Origin of the sequence: Pseudomonas sp. M1 (genome assembly GCF_022760135.1) — a bacterium.
In the GTDB taxonomy this organism is placed as follows: Bacteria; Pseudomonadota; Gammaproteobacteria; order Pseudomonadales; family Pseudomonadaceae; genus Pseudomonas; species Pseudomonas citronellolis.
This window is the reverse complement of the sequence record NZ_CP094343.1, coordinates 3,705,968-3,719,932: the sequence shown is the minus strand read 5'-3', so window position 1 is coordinate 3,719,932 and position 13,965 is coordinate 3,705,968. Positions and strand designations below refer to the sequence as shown.

10 protein-coding genes are annotated in these 13,965 nt (G+C 67.2%); 7 read left to right on the top strand and 3 right to left on the bottom strand.

What is annotated here, in order from left to right; genetic code table 11:
* Positions 1 to 61: 61 nt before the first annotated feature.
* Both PM1_RS16405 and PM1_RS16400 read right to left on the bottom strand, forming a co-directional pair.
* Positions 62 to 1,390: an MFS transporter gene (locus PM1_RS16405; protein ID WP_009620107.1), complete on the bottom strand. Its 1,329-nt coding sequence runs from the start codon at positions 1,388 to 1,390 to the stop codon at positions 62 to 64.
* Between the two features lie 165 nt (positions 1,391 to 1,555).
* A complete protein-coding gene (locus tag PM1_RS16400; protein WP_009620108.1) occupies positions 1,556 to 2,875 on the bottom strand; it encodes an NAD(P)/FAD-dependent oxidoreductase in 1,320 nt (439 codons plus the stop codon).
* A gap of 709 nt (positions 2,876 to 3,584) precedes the next feature.
* On the opposite strand from PM1_RS16400, the gene PM1_RS16395 reads away from it, so the two are divergent.
* Entirely contained in the window at positions 3,585 to 4,613 is a 1,029-nt protein-coding gene (locus PM1_RS16395; RefSeq protein ID WP_009620109.1) for a GlxA family transcriptional regulator, read from the top strand.
* A 26-nt stretch (positions 4,614 to 4,639) separates the two neighbouring features.
* On the opposite strand, the gene PM1_RS16390 is transcribed toward PM1_RS16395, so the two are convergent.
* A complete protein-coding gene (locus PM1_RS16390; RefSeq protein ID WP_009620110.1) occupies positions 4,640 to 5,590 on the bottom strand; it encodes a LysR family transcriptional regulator in 951 nt (316 codons plus the stop codon).
* 242 nt (positions 5,591 to 5,832) lie between these two features.
* Here PM1_RS16390 and PM1_RS16385 point away from each other — a divergent pair, with 242 nt between their 5' ends.
* The 6 genes from PM1_RS16385 to PM1_RS16360 all read left to right on the top strand — a co-directional run bounded on the left by PM1_RS16385 (position 5,833) and on the right by PM1_RS16360 (position 13,910).
* The gene (locus PM1_RS16385; protein WP_009620111.1) at positions 5,833 to 7,044 is read left to right on the top strand and encodes an aromatic ring-hydroxylating oxygenase subunit alpha; all 1,212 of its coding nucleotides are present in this window, start codon (positions 5,833 to 5,835) and stop codon (positions 7,042 to 7,044) included.
* Positions 7,045 to 7,168: 124 nt separating this feature from the next.
* The gene (locus PM1_RS16380; RefSeq protein ID WP_024128419.1) at positions 7,169 to 8,050 is read left to right on the top strand and encodes a DMT family transporter; all 882 of its coding nucleotides are present in this window, start codon (positions 7,169 to 7,171) and stop codon (positions 8,048 to 8,050) included.
* 1,178 nt (positions 8,051 to 9,228) lie between these two features.
* Complete coding sequence (locus PM1_RS16375; protein ID WP_009620114.1) at positions 9,229 to 10,395, top strand: quaternary amine ABC transporter ATP-binding protein; 1,167 nt, start codon at positions 9,229 to 9,231, stop codon at positions 10,393 to 10,395.
* 53 nt (positions 10,396 to 10,448) lie between these two features.
* Positions 10,449 to 11,396: a glycine betaine/L-proline ABC transporter permease ProW gene (gene proW / locus PM1_RS16370; RefSeq protein WP_009620115.1), complete on the top strand. Its 948-nt coding sequence runs from the start codon at positions 10,449 to 10,451 to the stop codon at positions 11,394 to 11,396.
* 64 nt (positions 11,397 to 11,460) lie between these two features.
* Positions 11,461 to 12,492 carry a glycine betaine/L-proline ABC transporter substrate-binding protein ProX gene (gene proX / locus PM1_RS16365; RefSeq protein WP_009620117.1) on the top strand — a complete coding sequence of 344 codons (1,032 nt, stop codon included), beginning with the start codon at positions 11,461 to 11,463 and terminating at the stop codon, positions 12,490 to 12,492.
* A gap of 68 nt (positions 12,493 to 12,560) precedes the next feature.
* On the top strand, positions 12,561 to 13,910 hold the full coding sequence (locus PM1_RS16360; protein ID WP_009620122.1) for an MmgE/PrpD family protein: 1,350 nt from the start codon (positions 12,561 to 12,563) through the stop codon (positions 13,908 to 13,910).
* Positions 13,911 to 13,965: the final 55 nt, after the last annotated feature.

The window sequence follows — 13,965 nt, the reverse complement described above, 5'->3', positions numbered from 1 at the left end:
TGCGTTCTCCAGTGGGGTCGTGGTGGTCGGCCGCCGCGCCCAGCGGCGCGGCGGCCCTTGATCAGGTGAGCGAAGCCGCCTGCTGCAGGTTGAGCGAGCGGGTTTCCGGGGCCAGCGCCCAGGCGAACAGCAGGCCGACCAGGGTGACGATGGCCGCGGCGTACATGGTCTGGGCGATGCCCAGGCTGTCCAGGGACAGGGGGACGAGGTAGGTGCCGACCGCGGCGCCGACCCGCGACAGCGAGGTGCCCACGCCGACCGCGCAGGCGCGGATCTCGGTGGGGAACAGCTCGTTCGGGTAGACCAGTTGCAGCACCTGGGCGCCGCCGATGAACAGGGCGTAGGCGCCGAACAGCGCGAGGATCACGGCTTCGGAGGAGGCGTGGAAGGCGCCGAGGCCGAGCAGCGCCAGGCCGGACCAGAGGAAGCTGTAGATCAGCATGCTGCGCCGGCCGATGACGTTGATCAGGCGGGTGGCGATGATGCAGCCCACCACGAACAGCAGGGTGATGGCTTCCGAGCCGAAGGAGGCCCAGTTACCCTGGAGGTTCAGCGCCAGCAGCACCTTGGGCGCGAAGGCGTAGACGGCGAACACCGGGATCACCGAGCAGGTCCAGAACATGCTGACGAACAGCATGCGTTTGCCGTAGCCGGAGTGCAGCAGGTTCCACACCGAGAGCTTTTTCTGCCTGGGCTGCTCGGGCAGGTTCCGCAGCGAGAAGCGCGGCCCGTAGACGCTCTTGATGACCTGCTCGGCCTCGGCGGCGCGGCCCTTGCCCAGCAGCCAGCGCGGCGATTCGGGGGTGCCCAGGCGAACCAGGAACAGGGCCGCGCCTATCACCGAGGCGCTGGCCAGCACCAGGCGCCAGGCGTCGTCGCCGCCGTGCCTGAGCAGGGCGTTGCCGACCATGTAGGCCAGCGCGGCGCCGGCGAACCAGAGGATGGTCAGGGTCGCCAGGCGCGGGCCGCGGTGCTTCTTCGGCAGGAACTCCACCAGTAGGGAGGTGGCGACGGGGTATTCGATGCCCACGCCGATGCCGATGAGCAGGCGCAGCAGGAACAGCGCCAGGGCCGACTCCACCCAGTACTGCGCCAGCGAACTGAGGATGAACAGCACCGGGCCGACGAAGAAGATGCGCTTGCGCCCGAAGTGGTCGGTCAGCCAGCCGCCGATGAAGCCGCCGAAGAAAATGCCGATCAGCGCCGCGGCGGCGATCATGCCCTGCCAGAGGGTGCTCAGGCCCAGGGCGGCGGTCATCTGCACCATGGATACGCCGATGATGCTGAGCACGTAGCCGTCGACGAAGGAGCCGCCGCCGGAGCGGATCGTCAGCAACTGGTGAAAGCGCTTGATGGGCACGTCTTCGATGGATGGAGTCGTAATTGTCATTGTTTTCCTCGTTTCAGGTTTCCCGGAAGCCGCAGCGCGCGCCCGGCAGCCGAAGGCGCTTCGGCCGGCGGATGCGCATCGCTGCGGCTTCAGGTCTGCACGCCGGGAATCTCGTTGTGCGGCCAATCTCGGCCGGACGTTCCCTGGCAAATGACCGGTGGGGGCTCAGCTTTCCTTGCCGGCGCGGTATTGCCCCCATTTCAGGTTCAGGTTGACGCCCGCGGAGAGGAACGGCTCCGGCGGGTTGCCGTTGGGGCCCGGCGAGTTCAGCAGGAAGTCGATGAGCTCGCTGCGCTCGCCGGCCAGCCAGTCGGCCAGCAGCTTGCCGGTGACCGTGCCGCGGGTAACACCCAGTCCGTTGCAGCACAGCGCGCCAAAGACGTTGGCGGCCAGTTGCCCGAAGTAGCCCGAATGGTTGCGCGACAGGGCCAGCGCGCCGCCCCAGGTGTATTCGAAATCGACCTCGGGCAGCATCGGGAAGCGCGCGTCGAACGAGGCCTGGTGGCGGTTGACGAAGCGCTCCAGGTACTTGGCGTTGCTGCGCCCGTCGGGGTTGAAGCTGAAACTGTTGCGGATCAGCAGGCGGTTGTCGGGCGTGCGGCGCACCGTGGTGCCGAACGGGTCCGCCGGGATGACGCCCCAGTAGGGCTTGCCGCCGAGGCGCGCCTGTTCCTCGGCGGTCAGCGGGCGGGTGATGCTGGCATAGGTGAAGATCGGCAGCATCTTGCCGCGCAGGAAGCCGAAGCTCATGCCGAAGGCGTTGTTGGTGAGCACCAGGCGGTCGGCGACGAAGCTGCCGCGCTCGTGCCGGAGCACGACCTTGTCGCCGTACTCCACCTCGGTGATAGGGGTGTTCTCGTAGAGGCTGACGTTCGCCGGCAGGCTGTCCGCCAGGCCCTTGACCAGCGCGGAGGGCTGGATGAGCACGGTGCCGGGGGTGAACAGCGCCTTGCGGTAGAAGTGCGTGCCGATGTGCCCGGGCAGCGCGTCGGCCTCGATCATCTCGTAGGCCTGGCCGAGCCGGTCCAGGCCGCGGCGATAGGCTTCCAGCACGGCGATGCCGCGGTCCTCGATGGCCGCCTGGTATTTGCCGCAGGCCTTCATCTGGCAATCGATGCCGTGCCGCTCCACCTGGCTGCGCAGCAGGTCCTGGCCCATCAGGTTGAGCTTGAGGCTGGTCCTGGCGATGTCAATGTCGCCGATGTAGTCGTCGGCGCCGATGTCGTGGGGCAGGTCGATGGCGAAGCCGGCATTGCGCCCGGAGGTGCCGAAGCCCACTTCCTGGGCCTCGACCAGGACGATTTCCTCATGGGGGAAATGCAGCGCCAGCTGGCGCGCCGCGGCCAGTCCGGTGAAGCCTGCTCCGACGATCACCCAAGGTGCCGAAGTCCGGCCGGTATGCGTGGGCCTGGGTTGTCTGGCCTTGCTCAGGTGGTACCAGCCACAGCTTTTGTCATCGGCAGGTAAATGGGTGATCTTCGTCATTTCAGGGGCCTGTTCTATTTATTTCAGCCAATAGCTATCCGTTGCGTGGAGTGACTCACTCACGCGAGAAAACCAGAGTCGGGGGATTACCCGAGTTTCACTGTTGCGGCGCGGCCTCGATGCCGGCGTCTGTGCGACGCTTCGAAGTGCGCCTTGAAGATGTCCGCTGTGGCTTGCGGGTCGTGTCGTTGGGTGGTGTCGATCATCCGCTCGTGCGGGGAGCGGGCAGGACCTCCTGCCCGTCGCCGGCGATCCCTGCCGTTCGTGGAATGACTATAGGGAGCGCGCCGACGGGGTGTCTAATTACATTTTCTGGGATCAATTCATACGCATACAGCGGGTTTCGGGCGCCGAAGAGGCGCTGGCGAGGGCCCCGGGCGCCTCTGTCGGCCGGGCATTTCCCAGCCGGAAATCACTGGGTTTTCTTTGCGGGCACAGGTGTTTCCACTGCCGGGGCGAGGGTTCCGGCCAGCTATGACGCGAGAGCAGGCGGCGCGCGCCGAGGCCGCTTGCGAGCCAGCCATGACCGGGGTTGAGGGATTGCGCAGGCCTGCGGGCTGCGTGGGGGAGTGGCCGGAGGCAGAGCGCCTGTATAACATTTGCCTGCGGACGGTATACAGAACAGCCATCGCCGCGTCGCCCTGCCAGGCCCGCCGCGAGGCTGATGAACGCCGCAACTGCCCACAAGAACTCATAGAGGCTGCCATCGGTGGAAAGACGACAATTCAGCGAAGCCATGCAAGGCAAGAATCTCCGCTTCATGGCCGAGAAGAAGGCCGAGCCGCAGCGTCAGCGACGCGTGGGCTTCGTCCTACTGGAGCACTTTTCACTGCCGGCCTTCACCCAGGCGCTGGACACGCTGGTCACCGCCAACCTGATCCGCGAGGGCGCCTTCTCGACGCACACCTTCAGCCTGGACGGCGAGCCGGTGACCAGCGACCTGGGCCTGGTCATCTGCCCCTCCGCCGCCCTGGAAAGCCGTCACCTGGACCTGGACCTGCTGGTGGTCTGCGGCGGCCTGCGCACTCCGCTGCGCGAGCTGCCCTCGCTCAACCGCCTGCTGCAGCTCGCCGACGACCGGGGCGTGGACCTGGCCGGCCTGTGGAACGGCGCCTGGTTCCTCGGCAAGGCGGGGCTGCTGGACTGCCACAAATGCGCGGTGCACCCGGAAAACCGCGCGGCCCTCGCCGAGGTGGCGAGGAACAGCGTGGTGACCGCCGAGAGCTACATCGTCGACGGCAACCGCCTGACCGCGGGGAGCCCGGCCGGCGCCTTCAACATGGTGCTGGAATGGATCAACCGCTTGTATGGCCGCGAGCTGGTCGACGGCGTGGTGGACATCCTGGCCTTCGAGGAGTCCCGCTACCGGCGGACCCGCCCGGCGTTGCACGAGAAGATGTCGCAACCGCTGCGCGACGTGCTCAACCTGATGAGCGCGAACATCGAGGAGCCGCTGAGCACCGACCAGCTGTCACAGTGCGTGGGCCGCTCCAAGCGCCAGCTCGAACGCCTGTTCCAGGAGCAACTGGGCACCTCGCCGGTGCGTTACTACCTGGAGCTGCGCATCACCGAGAGCCGCCGCCTGCTGCAGCATTCGGACCTGTCCCTGGTGGAGGCGGCGCTGGCCTGCGGCTTCGTTTCGCCGAGCCACTTCAGCAAGTGCTACACCTCGTTCTTCGGCTACCCGCCGTCGAAGGAAATCCGCCACGGCTGCGTGCGTTCCGCCAGGGCGAAGTAGCGGGGCGGGCCGCCGGGCCCGGCCGCTCAGAACTGCGCCATGAGCCAGTCGCGCAGGCGGCGGCAGGCGTCGTCGTCTTCCTTGTCCTCGTTGAAGGTCAGGTAGTGCTGGCTGTCGTGCAGCACCACTTCCTGCTCCACGGGGCGCACCAGCGAACCCTCGGCCACCAGGTGCCCCACCAGGTGGTTCCAGCCCAGCGCCACGCCCTGATGGCTCAAGACCATCTGCACCAGCAGGTTGTAGTCGTTGGCGTTGAAGAAGTGCGGGCGCTTGCCCGGGCCGTTGTCCAGGTCGATGTTCTGGAAGGCCATCCACACGCTCCAGTCGACGTGCTCGGCCACCTGCGAGCGGCCGTAGGGGCTGAGGTTGAGCAGCACGCCTTGGCACAGGCCTTCCAGGCTGGCGATCTCCGGGTGCCGGGCGAGGTAGGCCGGGGTGCACACCGGGTAGATCACGTCGTGGACCAGCGGGTAGCTGCGGTAGCCCTCGCGGATCCTCGCCATCTTGGTGACGAAGATGTCGGGCCGCGTCCCCGGCTCCATGGAGAGGAAGTTCTGCGTGGTGATCAGGTTCAGCTCCACGTCCGGGTTGGCCTCGAAGAAGCCCGGCAGGCGGTGGGCGAGCCAGAGCGCCGAGAAGGCCGGCGAGCAGCAGAGGGTGACGATCGACTTGGACGTGCTGTTGTGGCGGATGCGTTCGGCCGCCTGGGAGATGTTGACGAAGGACAGCTGCACGGCGTCGAAGAAGATCGAGCCGGCCGGGGTCAGCTCCACGGCGCGGCCCACGCGCTTGAACAGGTCGGCGCCCAGGTAGGTTTCCAGCTCGCGGATCTGCCGGCTGATCGCCGCCTGGGTGACGCACAGCGCCTCGGCCGCCCGCGTGAAGTTCTGGTACTTGGCCGCGGCCACGAAGGACTTCACCGCGCGCAGCGACGGCATCTTGATCAGCGTCTGATCGGGTTCGGTGTGTTTGACCATAACTTCAGGTAATCAAGACCTTGGAGAAAATGTCGGTTCTTTCGCGTCGGCCCCGGTCCTAGACTGCCGCAAATGCTGTGATCGCGGCGGGCTGGCAGGCTCCGTGGATGGAGGTTAGCCGAAGCGACCGACGACAGAAAGCCTCCGCGCCGCAGGGCCCCTGCGTCAGCGCCGGACGCCGCCGCCAGCCGATCCACGCATGCACCGATCCAAACCGCGTCTGCTCTGGAGTGCATACAACAATGGATAAGAAAGCCGCTGTGCTCGACCTGATTCGCCAACGCAAGGCCCGCCACGCGCTGCCCCGCGCCGTCTATAGCGACCCCGAGGTGTACCGCCAGGACCTGGAGCAACTCTGGCACAAGGAGTGGATCTTCGCCGGCCACACCTTCGAGCTGGAGAAGCCGGGCCAGTACCTGACGCTGCAGATCGGCGACTATCCCATCGCCGTGGTGCGCGGCGGCGACGGCCAGGTCCGGGCGTTCCACAACGCCTGCCGGCACCGTGGTTCCAAGGTGTGCACGGAGAACAGCGGCAAGGTGGCCAAGCTGGTCTGCCCCTACCACAAATGGGTGTTCGACCTGGACGGCAAGCTGCTGTTCGCCGGCAACATGGGCCCGGAATTCAACCCGGCCGACTACGGCCTGAAGCTGGCGCACTGCGAGGTGGTGAACACCTACATCTACGTGTGCGTCGCCGAGACCGCGCCGGACTTCTCGCGCTTCCGCGACGCGGTCTCGCCCTTCATCGGGCCGCACAACCTGGAAGACTGCAAGGTCGCCTTCGAATCCAACCTGGTCGAGCGCGGCAACTGGAAGCTGGTGTTCGAGAACAACCGCGAGTGCTACCACTGCGACGGCACCCACCCGGAGCTGCTCAACTCCTTCGTCGAGAACCTCTCCGTGGCCGGCGTGGGCGGCGAGGAAGACCCCGAGCTGAGCGCCCACTGGGACCGCTGCGAGGCCGCCGGCCTGCCCAGCCGCCTGGTGATGGACGAGGCCGGGCAGTTCCGCATGACGCGCATCCCGCTCTCGGCCGGCGCCGTGAGCTACACCATGGACGGCAAGCCGGCGGTGGCGCGGCGCCTGGACAAGAGCGGCGAGCCGAACATCGGCGCGCTGCTGTACTTCAACTACCCCTCCACCTGGAACCATTTCCTCGGCGACCACGCCCTGAGCTTCCGCGTGCTGCCCCAGGGCCCCAACGAGACCCTGGTGACCACCAAGTGGCTGGTGCCCAAGGATGCCCAGGAAGGCATCGACTACGACCTGGAGCGCCTGACCCGCGTGTGGATCGCCACCAACGACCAGGACCGGCGCCTGGTCGAGGGCGCGCAGGCGGGGGTGAACTCGCCGGCCTACGAGCCCGGCCCGTACTCGTCGATTGCCGAGAATGGCGTCTGCCAGTTCGTGGATTGGTACTGCACCGAGATGACCAGTCGTTTGGCCGACTGATTCCTTTCCCGTTCGCTGCGGACAGGCCCCGCTTCGCCCTCTGGTGAAGCGGGGCTTTTTCGAATGCCCGGTCGATCTGATACCCAGGGAGCAGGTCATGCGGACCCCGCGTTTTCTTCCCGGAATGAGCGCTCATTCCCGAGGCTTTCTTCTCGTTCTGCTGGCCGCGTTCTGCTATGGCCTGCAGCCGTTGTTCGCCAGCTTCGCCTATGCCGGCGGCGCCAACCCGATCGGCCTGCTGCTGGCGCGCTTCTCCATCGCCGCCGCGGTGCTGCTGGCGCTGCTGTACCGGCAGCGCATCGGCTTGCCGAGCCTGCGCCTGGTCCGGCAGAACCTGTTGCTGGGCGTGGGCTACGGCCTGGCGGCGCTGGGCTACTACAGCGCCAGCCGGGCCAGCTCGGTGAGCCTGGCGATCATCCTCGTCTACAGCTTTCCGGCCTTCGTCACCCTGGTTTCCATCGTCTGGCTGGGGGAACGCACCAGCCTGCCGAAGCTGTTCAGCCTGTTGCTGGCGCTGGGCGGGGTGGCGCTGGCTACGGGGCTGAGCCTGGCCGGCGCTTCCATCGGCGCGCTGTGGGCACTGTTCGCGGCGATGGCCTACGGAGCGGCGGTCATCTACGGCACACACCGCGTTCGCCATGAGCACCCGCTGGCCTCGGCGGCCATCGTCCTGCTGGGCTGCGCCGCCACCTTCGCCGTCGCCGCGCTGTTCCAGCACGCCGCCTTCCCGGTGGGTGGCCAGGCGTGGCTGGCAACCCTGGGGCTGGCGGTCTTCGCCACGCTGATACCTGTCGCCGCGTTCCTTGCCGGGGCGCCGGCGATCGGTCCTTCGGCGGCGGCCACGCTGTCCACTGTCGAGCCCCTGGTGGCGGTGGCGATCGCCGTACTGCTGATGGGCGAGCGGCTGACCCTGTCGATGCTCGTCGGCGGCTGCATGGTGCTGCTGGCCGCCGTCGCCCTGGCCCGCCCGAGCCCCGCGGAAACGCCGCTGGCGCCCGTGACTTAGGAACGTAGGGCGTATAACCGTTCGCGGTTATACGCCGTTGGCTGTGCCGCTGGGGGGGCCGGCGTGGCCGGTGAATCCGATCGCGGACGGAGTCCGCTCCTACGACCGAGCTTCCCTGGAGCACATGCGCCAGGTCTTGAGAGCGCCCTCACCCCAACCCTCTCCCGCAAGCGGGAGAGGGGGCCGTCCTGAGTGGCGCTGGGGTCTGGCACGATCCTTCCACCTCGGAGGTGTCCGGCGTGGCCGGTGAATCCGATCGCGGACGGAGTCCGCTCCTACGACCGAGCTTGCCTGGGGGCCTCGCATCAGGGCTTGAGAGCGCCCTCACCCCAGCCCTCTCCCGGAGGGAGAGGGGGCCGTTCGGAGTGGCCGGGAAGTCCAGAGTCATCCTGATACTCCTTACCCCTCGTCATTCCCGCGGACGCGGGAACCCAGTGACTGCGGGGTTCGCGAGCAAGCTCGTTCCTACGAAAAGCAAAAGCACGCCCGCTCTTGCTCTGGCGTTTGGACTTCCAGAGAAACATCCGCGCACTCCGGAACGCCCCTTCAGAAGGCCGAGCGAAACCGGCGCTCAGGAGGTCATGCGACATGGATGTCGCGAGAGCCCCGCGGGCTACAGGGACGTACCCTCGGGGCGGGCCTCCGTGGCGGGGGAATTCGTGAGGGTAGCCCGGCTCCATCGGGCCCGTATGCGGGGCAAGCCTTTTTGGTTCCTTTTGTGGCGTTTGACAAAAGGGACTCGCCCGAGGGGGCGAAACAAGACGGTCGGGCAGACTCGGTGCGGCGCAGAAACACCCAAACCAAGGCAACTGGGTTCCCGCGTTCGCGGGAATGACGGGGTTGAAGGATTCTGCCTAACCAACAAGCCGCTCAACCATGTAGGACTCATAACGCCCCAAGCCCCCGTGGCACAGGGCACGGACCCGGATCAATAACATCAAGTTATGGTTTTGAGCGAACAAATGTCGTTGGACGCTCGACAGGCGGAACCCTAATTTGAAGACACGCCGCCGTCGCCTTCGACGGCCGCTGTAAAGCCTTGCAGGAGCTTCTGCGCAACGGAAGGGCCGCCCCGCCGGCGGCGGCCGTGATTCTTCCGGCGGTACCGGTGCTACGAGGCCGCAAGGTCCCCCGCAGCAAGACCTTGGCCACAAGAATAAGCATAAGGTGAGGAACGTATGAGTCAGACCGACGATATCCTTTCGGTACGCAACATCTTCAAGGTCTTCGGGCCGCGCCCGAACGAAGCGATGGAGATGCTGCGCAAGGGCGCTGACAAGAACGAGATATTCCGCAAGTCCGGGCATGTCGTCGGGGTGTTCGATGCCAGCTTCTCGGTCAAGCGTGGCGAAATCTTCGTCATCATGGGCCTGTCCGGTTCCGGCAAGTCCACCATGGTTCGCCTGTTCAACCGGCTGATCGAACCCACCTCCGGCAGCATCCACCTCAACGGCCGCGAGATCACCGGGCTGTCGGACAAGGCCCTGCTCGACGTGCGGCGCAAGGAAATGGGCATGGTGTTCCAGTCCTTCGCTCTGATGCCGCACATGAGCGTGCTGGAAAACACCGCCTTCGGCCTGGAGATCGCCGGGGTAGGGGAGCAGGAACGCCACAGCCGGGCCCGCGAGGCGTTGCGCCAGGTGGGCCTGGAAGGGCACGAGCACAGCTACCCGCACCAACTCTCCGGCGGCATGCAGCAGCGCGTCGGCCTGGCCCGGGCGCTGGCCAACGACCCCACCATCCTGCTCATGGACGAAGCCTTCTCGGCGCTCGACCCGCTGATCCGCAACGAGATGCAGGGCGAGCTGATGCGCCTGCAGGCCGAGCAGCAACGCACCATCATCTTCATCTCCCACGACATCGAGGAAGCCATCCGCATCGGCCACCGCATCGCGATCATGGAAGGCGGCCGCGTGGTGCAGATCGGCACCCCCCAGGAGCTGCTGAACCAGCCCGCCAACGACTACGTGCGGACCTTCTTCAAGGGCTTCGACAGCTCGCGGGTGCTCAAGGCCGGCGACGTCGCCGAACTCGACCAGGCGGTGCTCTGCCGCCTCAACGGCAAGGGGCCGCAGCCCAACGCCGGCGTGCCGTACAGCTACCTGGTCAACGAGCGCAACCAGCTAATGGGCGTCATGGGTGCCGAAGCCGGCGCCGCCGGCGAGGCGGGCGCGGGGCACTACACCCTGCACGAGCGGAGCCCGGTCTACACCGACACGCCGCTGCACGACGTGCTCGACATCGTCGCCGAGCTGCCGTACCCGGTGCCGGTTCTGGATCGCAGCGGCGCGCTGCAGGGCACCATTTCCAAGAACCAGCTGTTGCAGACCCTCAGCCGGCACTGAGCGCAGCCTTGCGCAACAGCCGTCCTCGTCATTCCTAGAAGCAGGTAGCGAGCATGTCCGAGTCCAGTTTCCTCGATCCCTTCCAGAACGCGGTCATTCCGCTGGGCGATTGGGTCGAAACCAGCCTGAATTTCCTGGTACGCAATTTCCGCGATGTCTTCCACGCCATTCGCTGGCCCATCGACCACGTGCTCAACGGTTTCGAGTACGTGCTGCAGAGCGTCCCGCCGACGATCGCCATCGTGCTGGCGGCGCTGTTCGGCTGGCAGCTCGCCGGGCCGCGCATGGGCGCGCTGTGCGCCGTCACCCTGACCTTGCTGGGGCTGATCGGCGTGTGGTCCGAGTCGATGACCACGCTGTCGCTGGTGCTGACCTCGGTGCTCTTCTGCGCCGTGATCGGCATCCCGCTGGGCATCCTCTCCGCCCGCAGCGACCGCATCGAGCGCATCGTCCGCCCGCTGCTCGACGCCATGCAGACGCTGCCGGCGTTCGTCTACCTGGTGCCGGTGGTGATGCTGTTCGGCATCGGCAACGTGCCGGGCGTGCTGGTCACCATCGTGTTCGCCGTGCCGCCGCTGGTGCGCCTGACCAACCTGGGCATCCGCCAGGTGCCCGAAGACAAGATCGAGGCGGCCCGCGCCTTCGGCTGCACGCCGCGGCAGATGCTGATGCGCGTCCAGCTGCCGCTGGCCACGCCGACCATCATGGCCGGGGTGAACCAGACGCTGATGCTGTCGCTGTCGATGGTGGTGATCGCCTCGATGATCTCCGTCGGCGGGCTCGGCCAGATGGTCCTGCGCGGCATCGGCCGCCTGGACATGGGCCTGGCCACGGTCGGCGGCGTCGGCCTGGTGCTGCTGGCGATCTTCCTCGACCGCCTGACCCAGGCCATGGGCGAGCGCACCCGCTCCGACCCGAGCCGCCGCTGGTACCACAGCGGCCCGGTGGGCCTGCTGCTGCGCCTGTTCGGCAGCCAGCCGGTGCCGCACAAGGCGGCCTGAACGAGCCGCCACTGTTCTGCATTCATTCTGCCGACCCAACGAAAAGAACAAGAGGTATACAGCGATGCATTTCGAGACGTTCAAGAACAAGCTTGTGCACTGTGCCGCGGCCATCACCCTGAGCCTGGTGTCGCTGTACGGGATGGCCGCCTCGGCGGACAAGCCGGGGGAGGGCGTGAAGGTCACGCCGATCTTCCCGCCGATCGCCGAGGAGCGCTTCCGCGGCGAACTGGCCATGGCCGGCCTGCGCGAGCTGGGCTACGACGTGCAGGAGCCGAAGGAAACCGAATACGCGGCGATGATGGTGGCGCTGTCCTATGGTGATGCGGACTTCACCGTGCACTTCTGGGACAAGCTGCACGACGCCTTCTACCAGAAGGTCGACGGGCCGCACACGCTGGTCAAGGCCGGCGACGTGATCCCCGGCGTGCTGCAGGGCTACCTGATCGACAAGAAGACCGCCGAGCAGTACCACATCCGCTACATCACCGACCTGAAGAAACCGGAGATCGCCAAGCTGTTCGACACCGATGGCGACGGCAAGGCCAATCTGACCGGCTGCAACCCCGGCTGGGGCTGCGAACTGGTGATCTCCCACCACATGAAGGCCTATGACCTGGAGAACAGCGTCAACGTCAACCAGGGCTCCTACTTCGCCCTGATGGCCGACACCATCGCCCGCTACAAGCAGGGCCAGCCGATCCTCTACTTCACCTGGGTGCCGCAGTGGATCGCCGGCGTGCTGGTGGAAGGCCGCGACGTGGTCTGGCTGGAGGTGCCCAAGACCGACCTGCCCGACGGCAACAACGACGTGAATACCACCTACCAGGGCAAGAACCTGGGCTTCGCCATCGACAAGGTAGAGGCGCTGCTGAACAAGGACTTCGCCGACAAGAACCCGGTCGCGCTCAAGTTCCTTTCGCAGCTGCAGATCAGCGCCGACGACGAAAGCCAGCAGAACCTGCGCATGCAGAAGGGCGAGAACAAGCCGGCCGACGTCCGCCGCCACGCCCAGGAATGGATCGCCGCCCACCGCCAGCAGTGGGACGGCTGGCTGCAGGCCTCGCGCGCGGTCGCCAGCCAGGCCAGGCAGTGACGCCAGCGGGTGCCCGCCGCCGGGCACCCGTTCCTCCGATTCCTGATCCCCGTCTGTGGAGCCCCCGCATGTCGCTCTATTCGTTCGTCCGTGAATTCCGCTTCGAGCAGGCGCCCGCGCACACCCGCGAACTCATGCAGACCTGCCTGCTGGACATCCTCGGCGTCGCCGCCGGCGCCCGCGACAACGCCACCAGCCAGGCGCTGCGCCGTTATGCCTTGAACCACTACCCGGCGGGCGTGCTTTCCAGCCGCCTGCTGTTCGACGGCCGCGCAGTGCACCCGCTGGGTGCGGCCTGGGCCGGCGGCTTCTGCGTCGACAGCCTGGATGCCCACGAAGGCCACTTCACCTCCAAGGGCCACGCCGGCGCCACCGTGGTGCCGGCGTTGCTGGCACTGGTGGACGCCTGCCGCCAGCAGGGCCGCACCATCAGCGGCGCGGAACTGCTCAGCGCCCTGACCATCGGCTACGAAACCGCCCTGCGCGCCGGCGCCGCGCTCATGGCCACGGCGCCGCAATACCATGCCTCCGGCGCGTTCTCCGGCATCGGTGTGGTGTGTGGCGGCGCGCGCCTGCTGGGCTTCGACGAACAGCAGTTCCGCCACGCCCTGGGCATTGCCGAATACTTCGGCCCGCGCTGCCCGATGATGCGACTGGTGGACCACCCCTCCATGCTGCGGGACGCCCACGGCGCCGGCGCTTTCGCCGGCCTCAACGCGCTGTTGCTGGCCGAGGCCGGCGTCACCGGGGCCCCGGCCGAAACGGTCGAGTTCGACGAGGTCGCCGGCCACTGGCGCGACCTGGGCCAGCGCTGGGAGATCGACGCCCAGTACTTCAAGCCCTGGCCGGTGTGCCGCTGGGCCCAGCCGGCGCTGACCGCGCTGACCGCGCTGATGGCCGAGCACCCGCAGATCCGCGGCGAGAACATCGAGCGCATCAAGGTGCAGACCTTCCACGAATCCATGCGCTTGCAGGGGCACACGCCGGCCAACGCCGACGAGGCGCAGTACGCCCTGGCCTTCCCGCTGGCGGCCCTGGCCGTGCGTGGCCAGGTGGGGCCGCTGGAAGTGACCGGGGATGCGGTGCACGCCTCGGACATCCTGGCCGTCAGCCAGCGCGTTGACATCGTCGAAAGCGACGAGCTTTCCGCGCGCTTCCCCAACGAGATCCTTTCGCGGGTCTCGGTGTCGCTCAAGGACGGCCAGGTCTTCACCAGCCCGGTGACCGCGGCCAAGGGCGACCCCGCAACCGCCATGAGCCGCGAAGAGTTCCGCGCCAAGTTCGACCTGCTGGCCGGCATCACCCTGGACGAGGCCCTCCGGCAGGAGATCGCCGGGGCGATAGCGGCGCTGCCCGCCAGCGCCGATTGCGAAGGCTTGTTCGGGCTGCTGTTCGAGGCGGCCGGGCAGGGCGCCTGAGTACCGCGGCGGGTGGCCATCGTCTGTAGCGATGGCCTTCGCCGCGGCGCTCGCC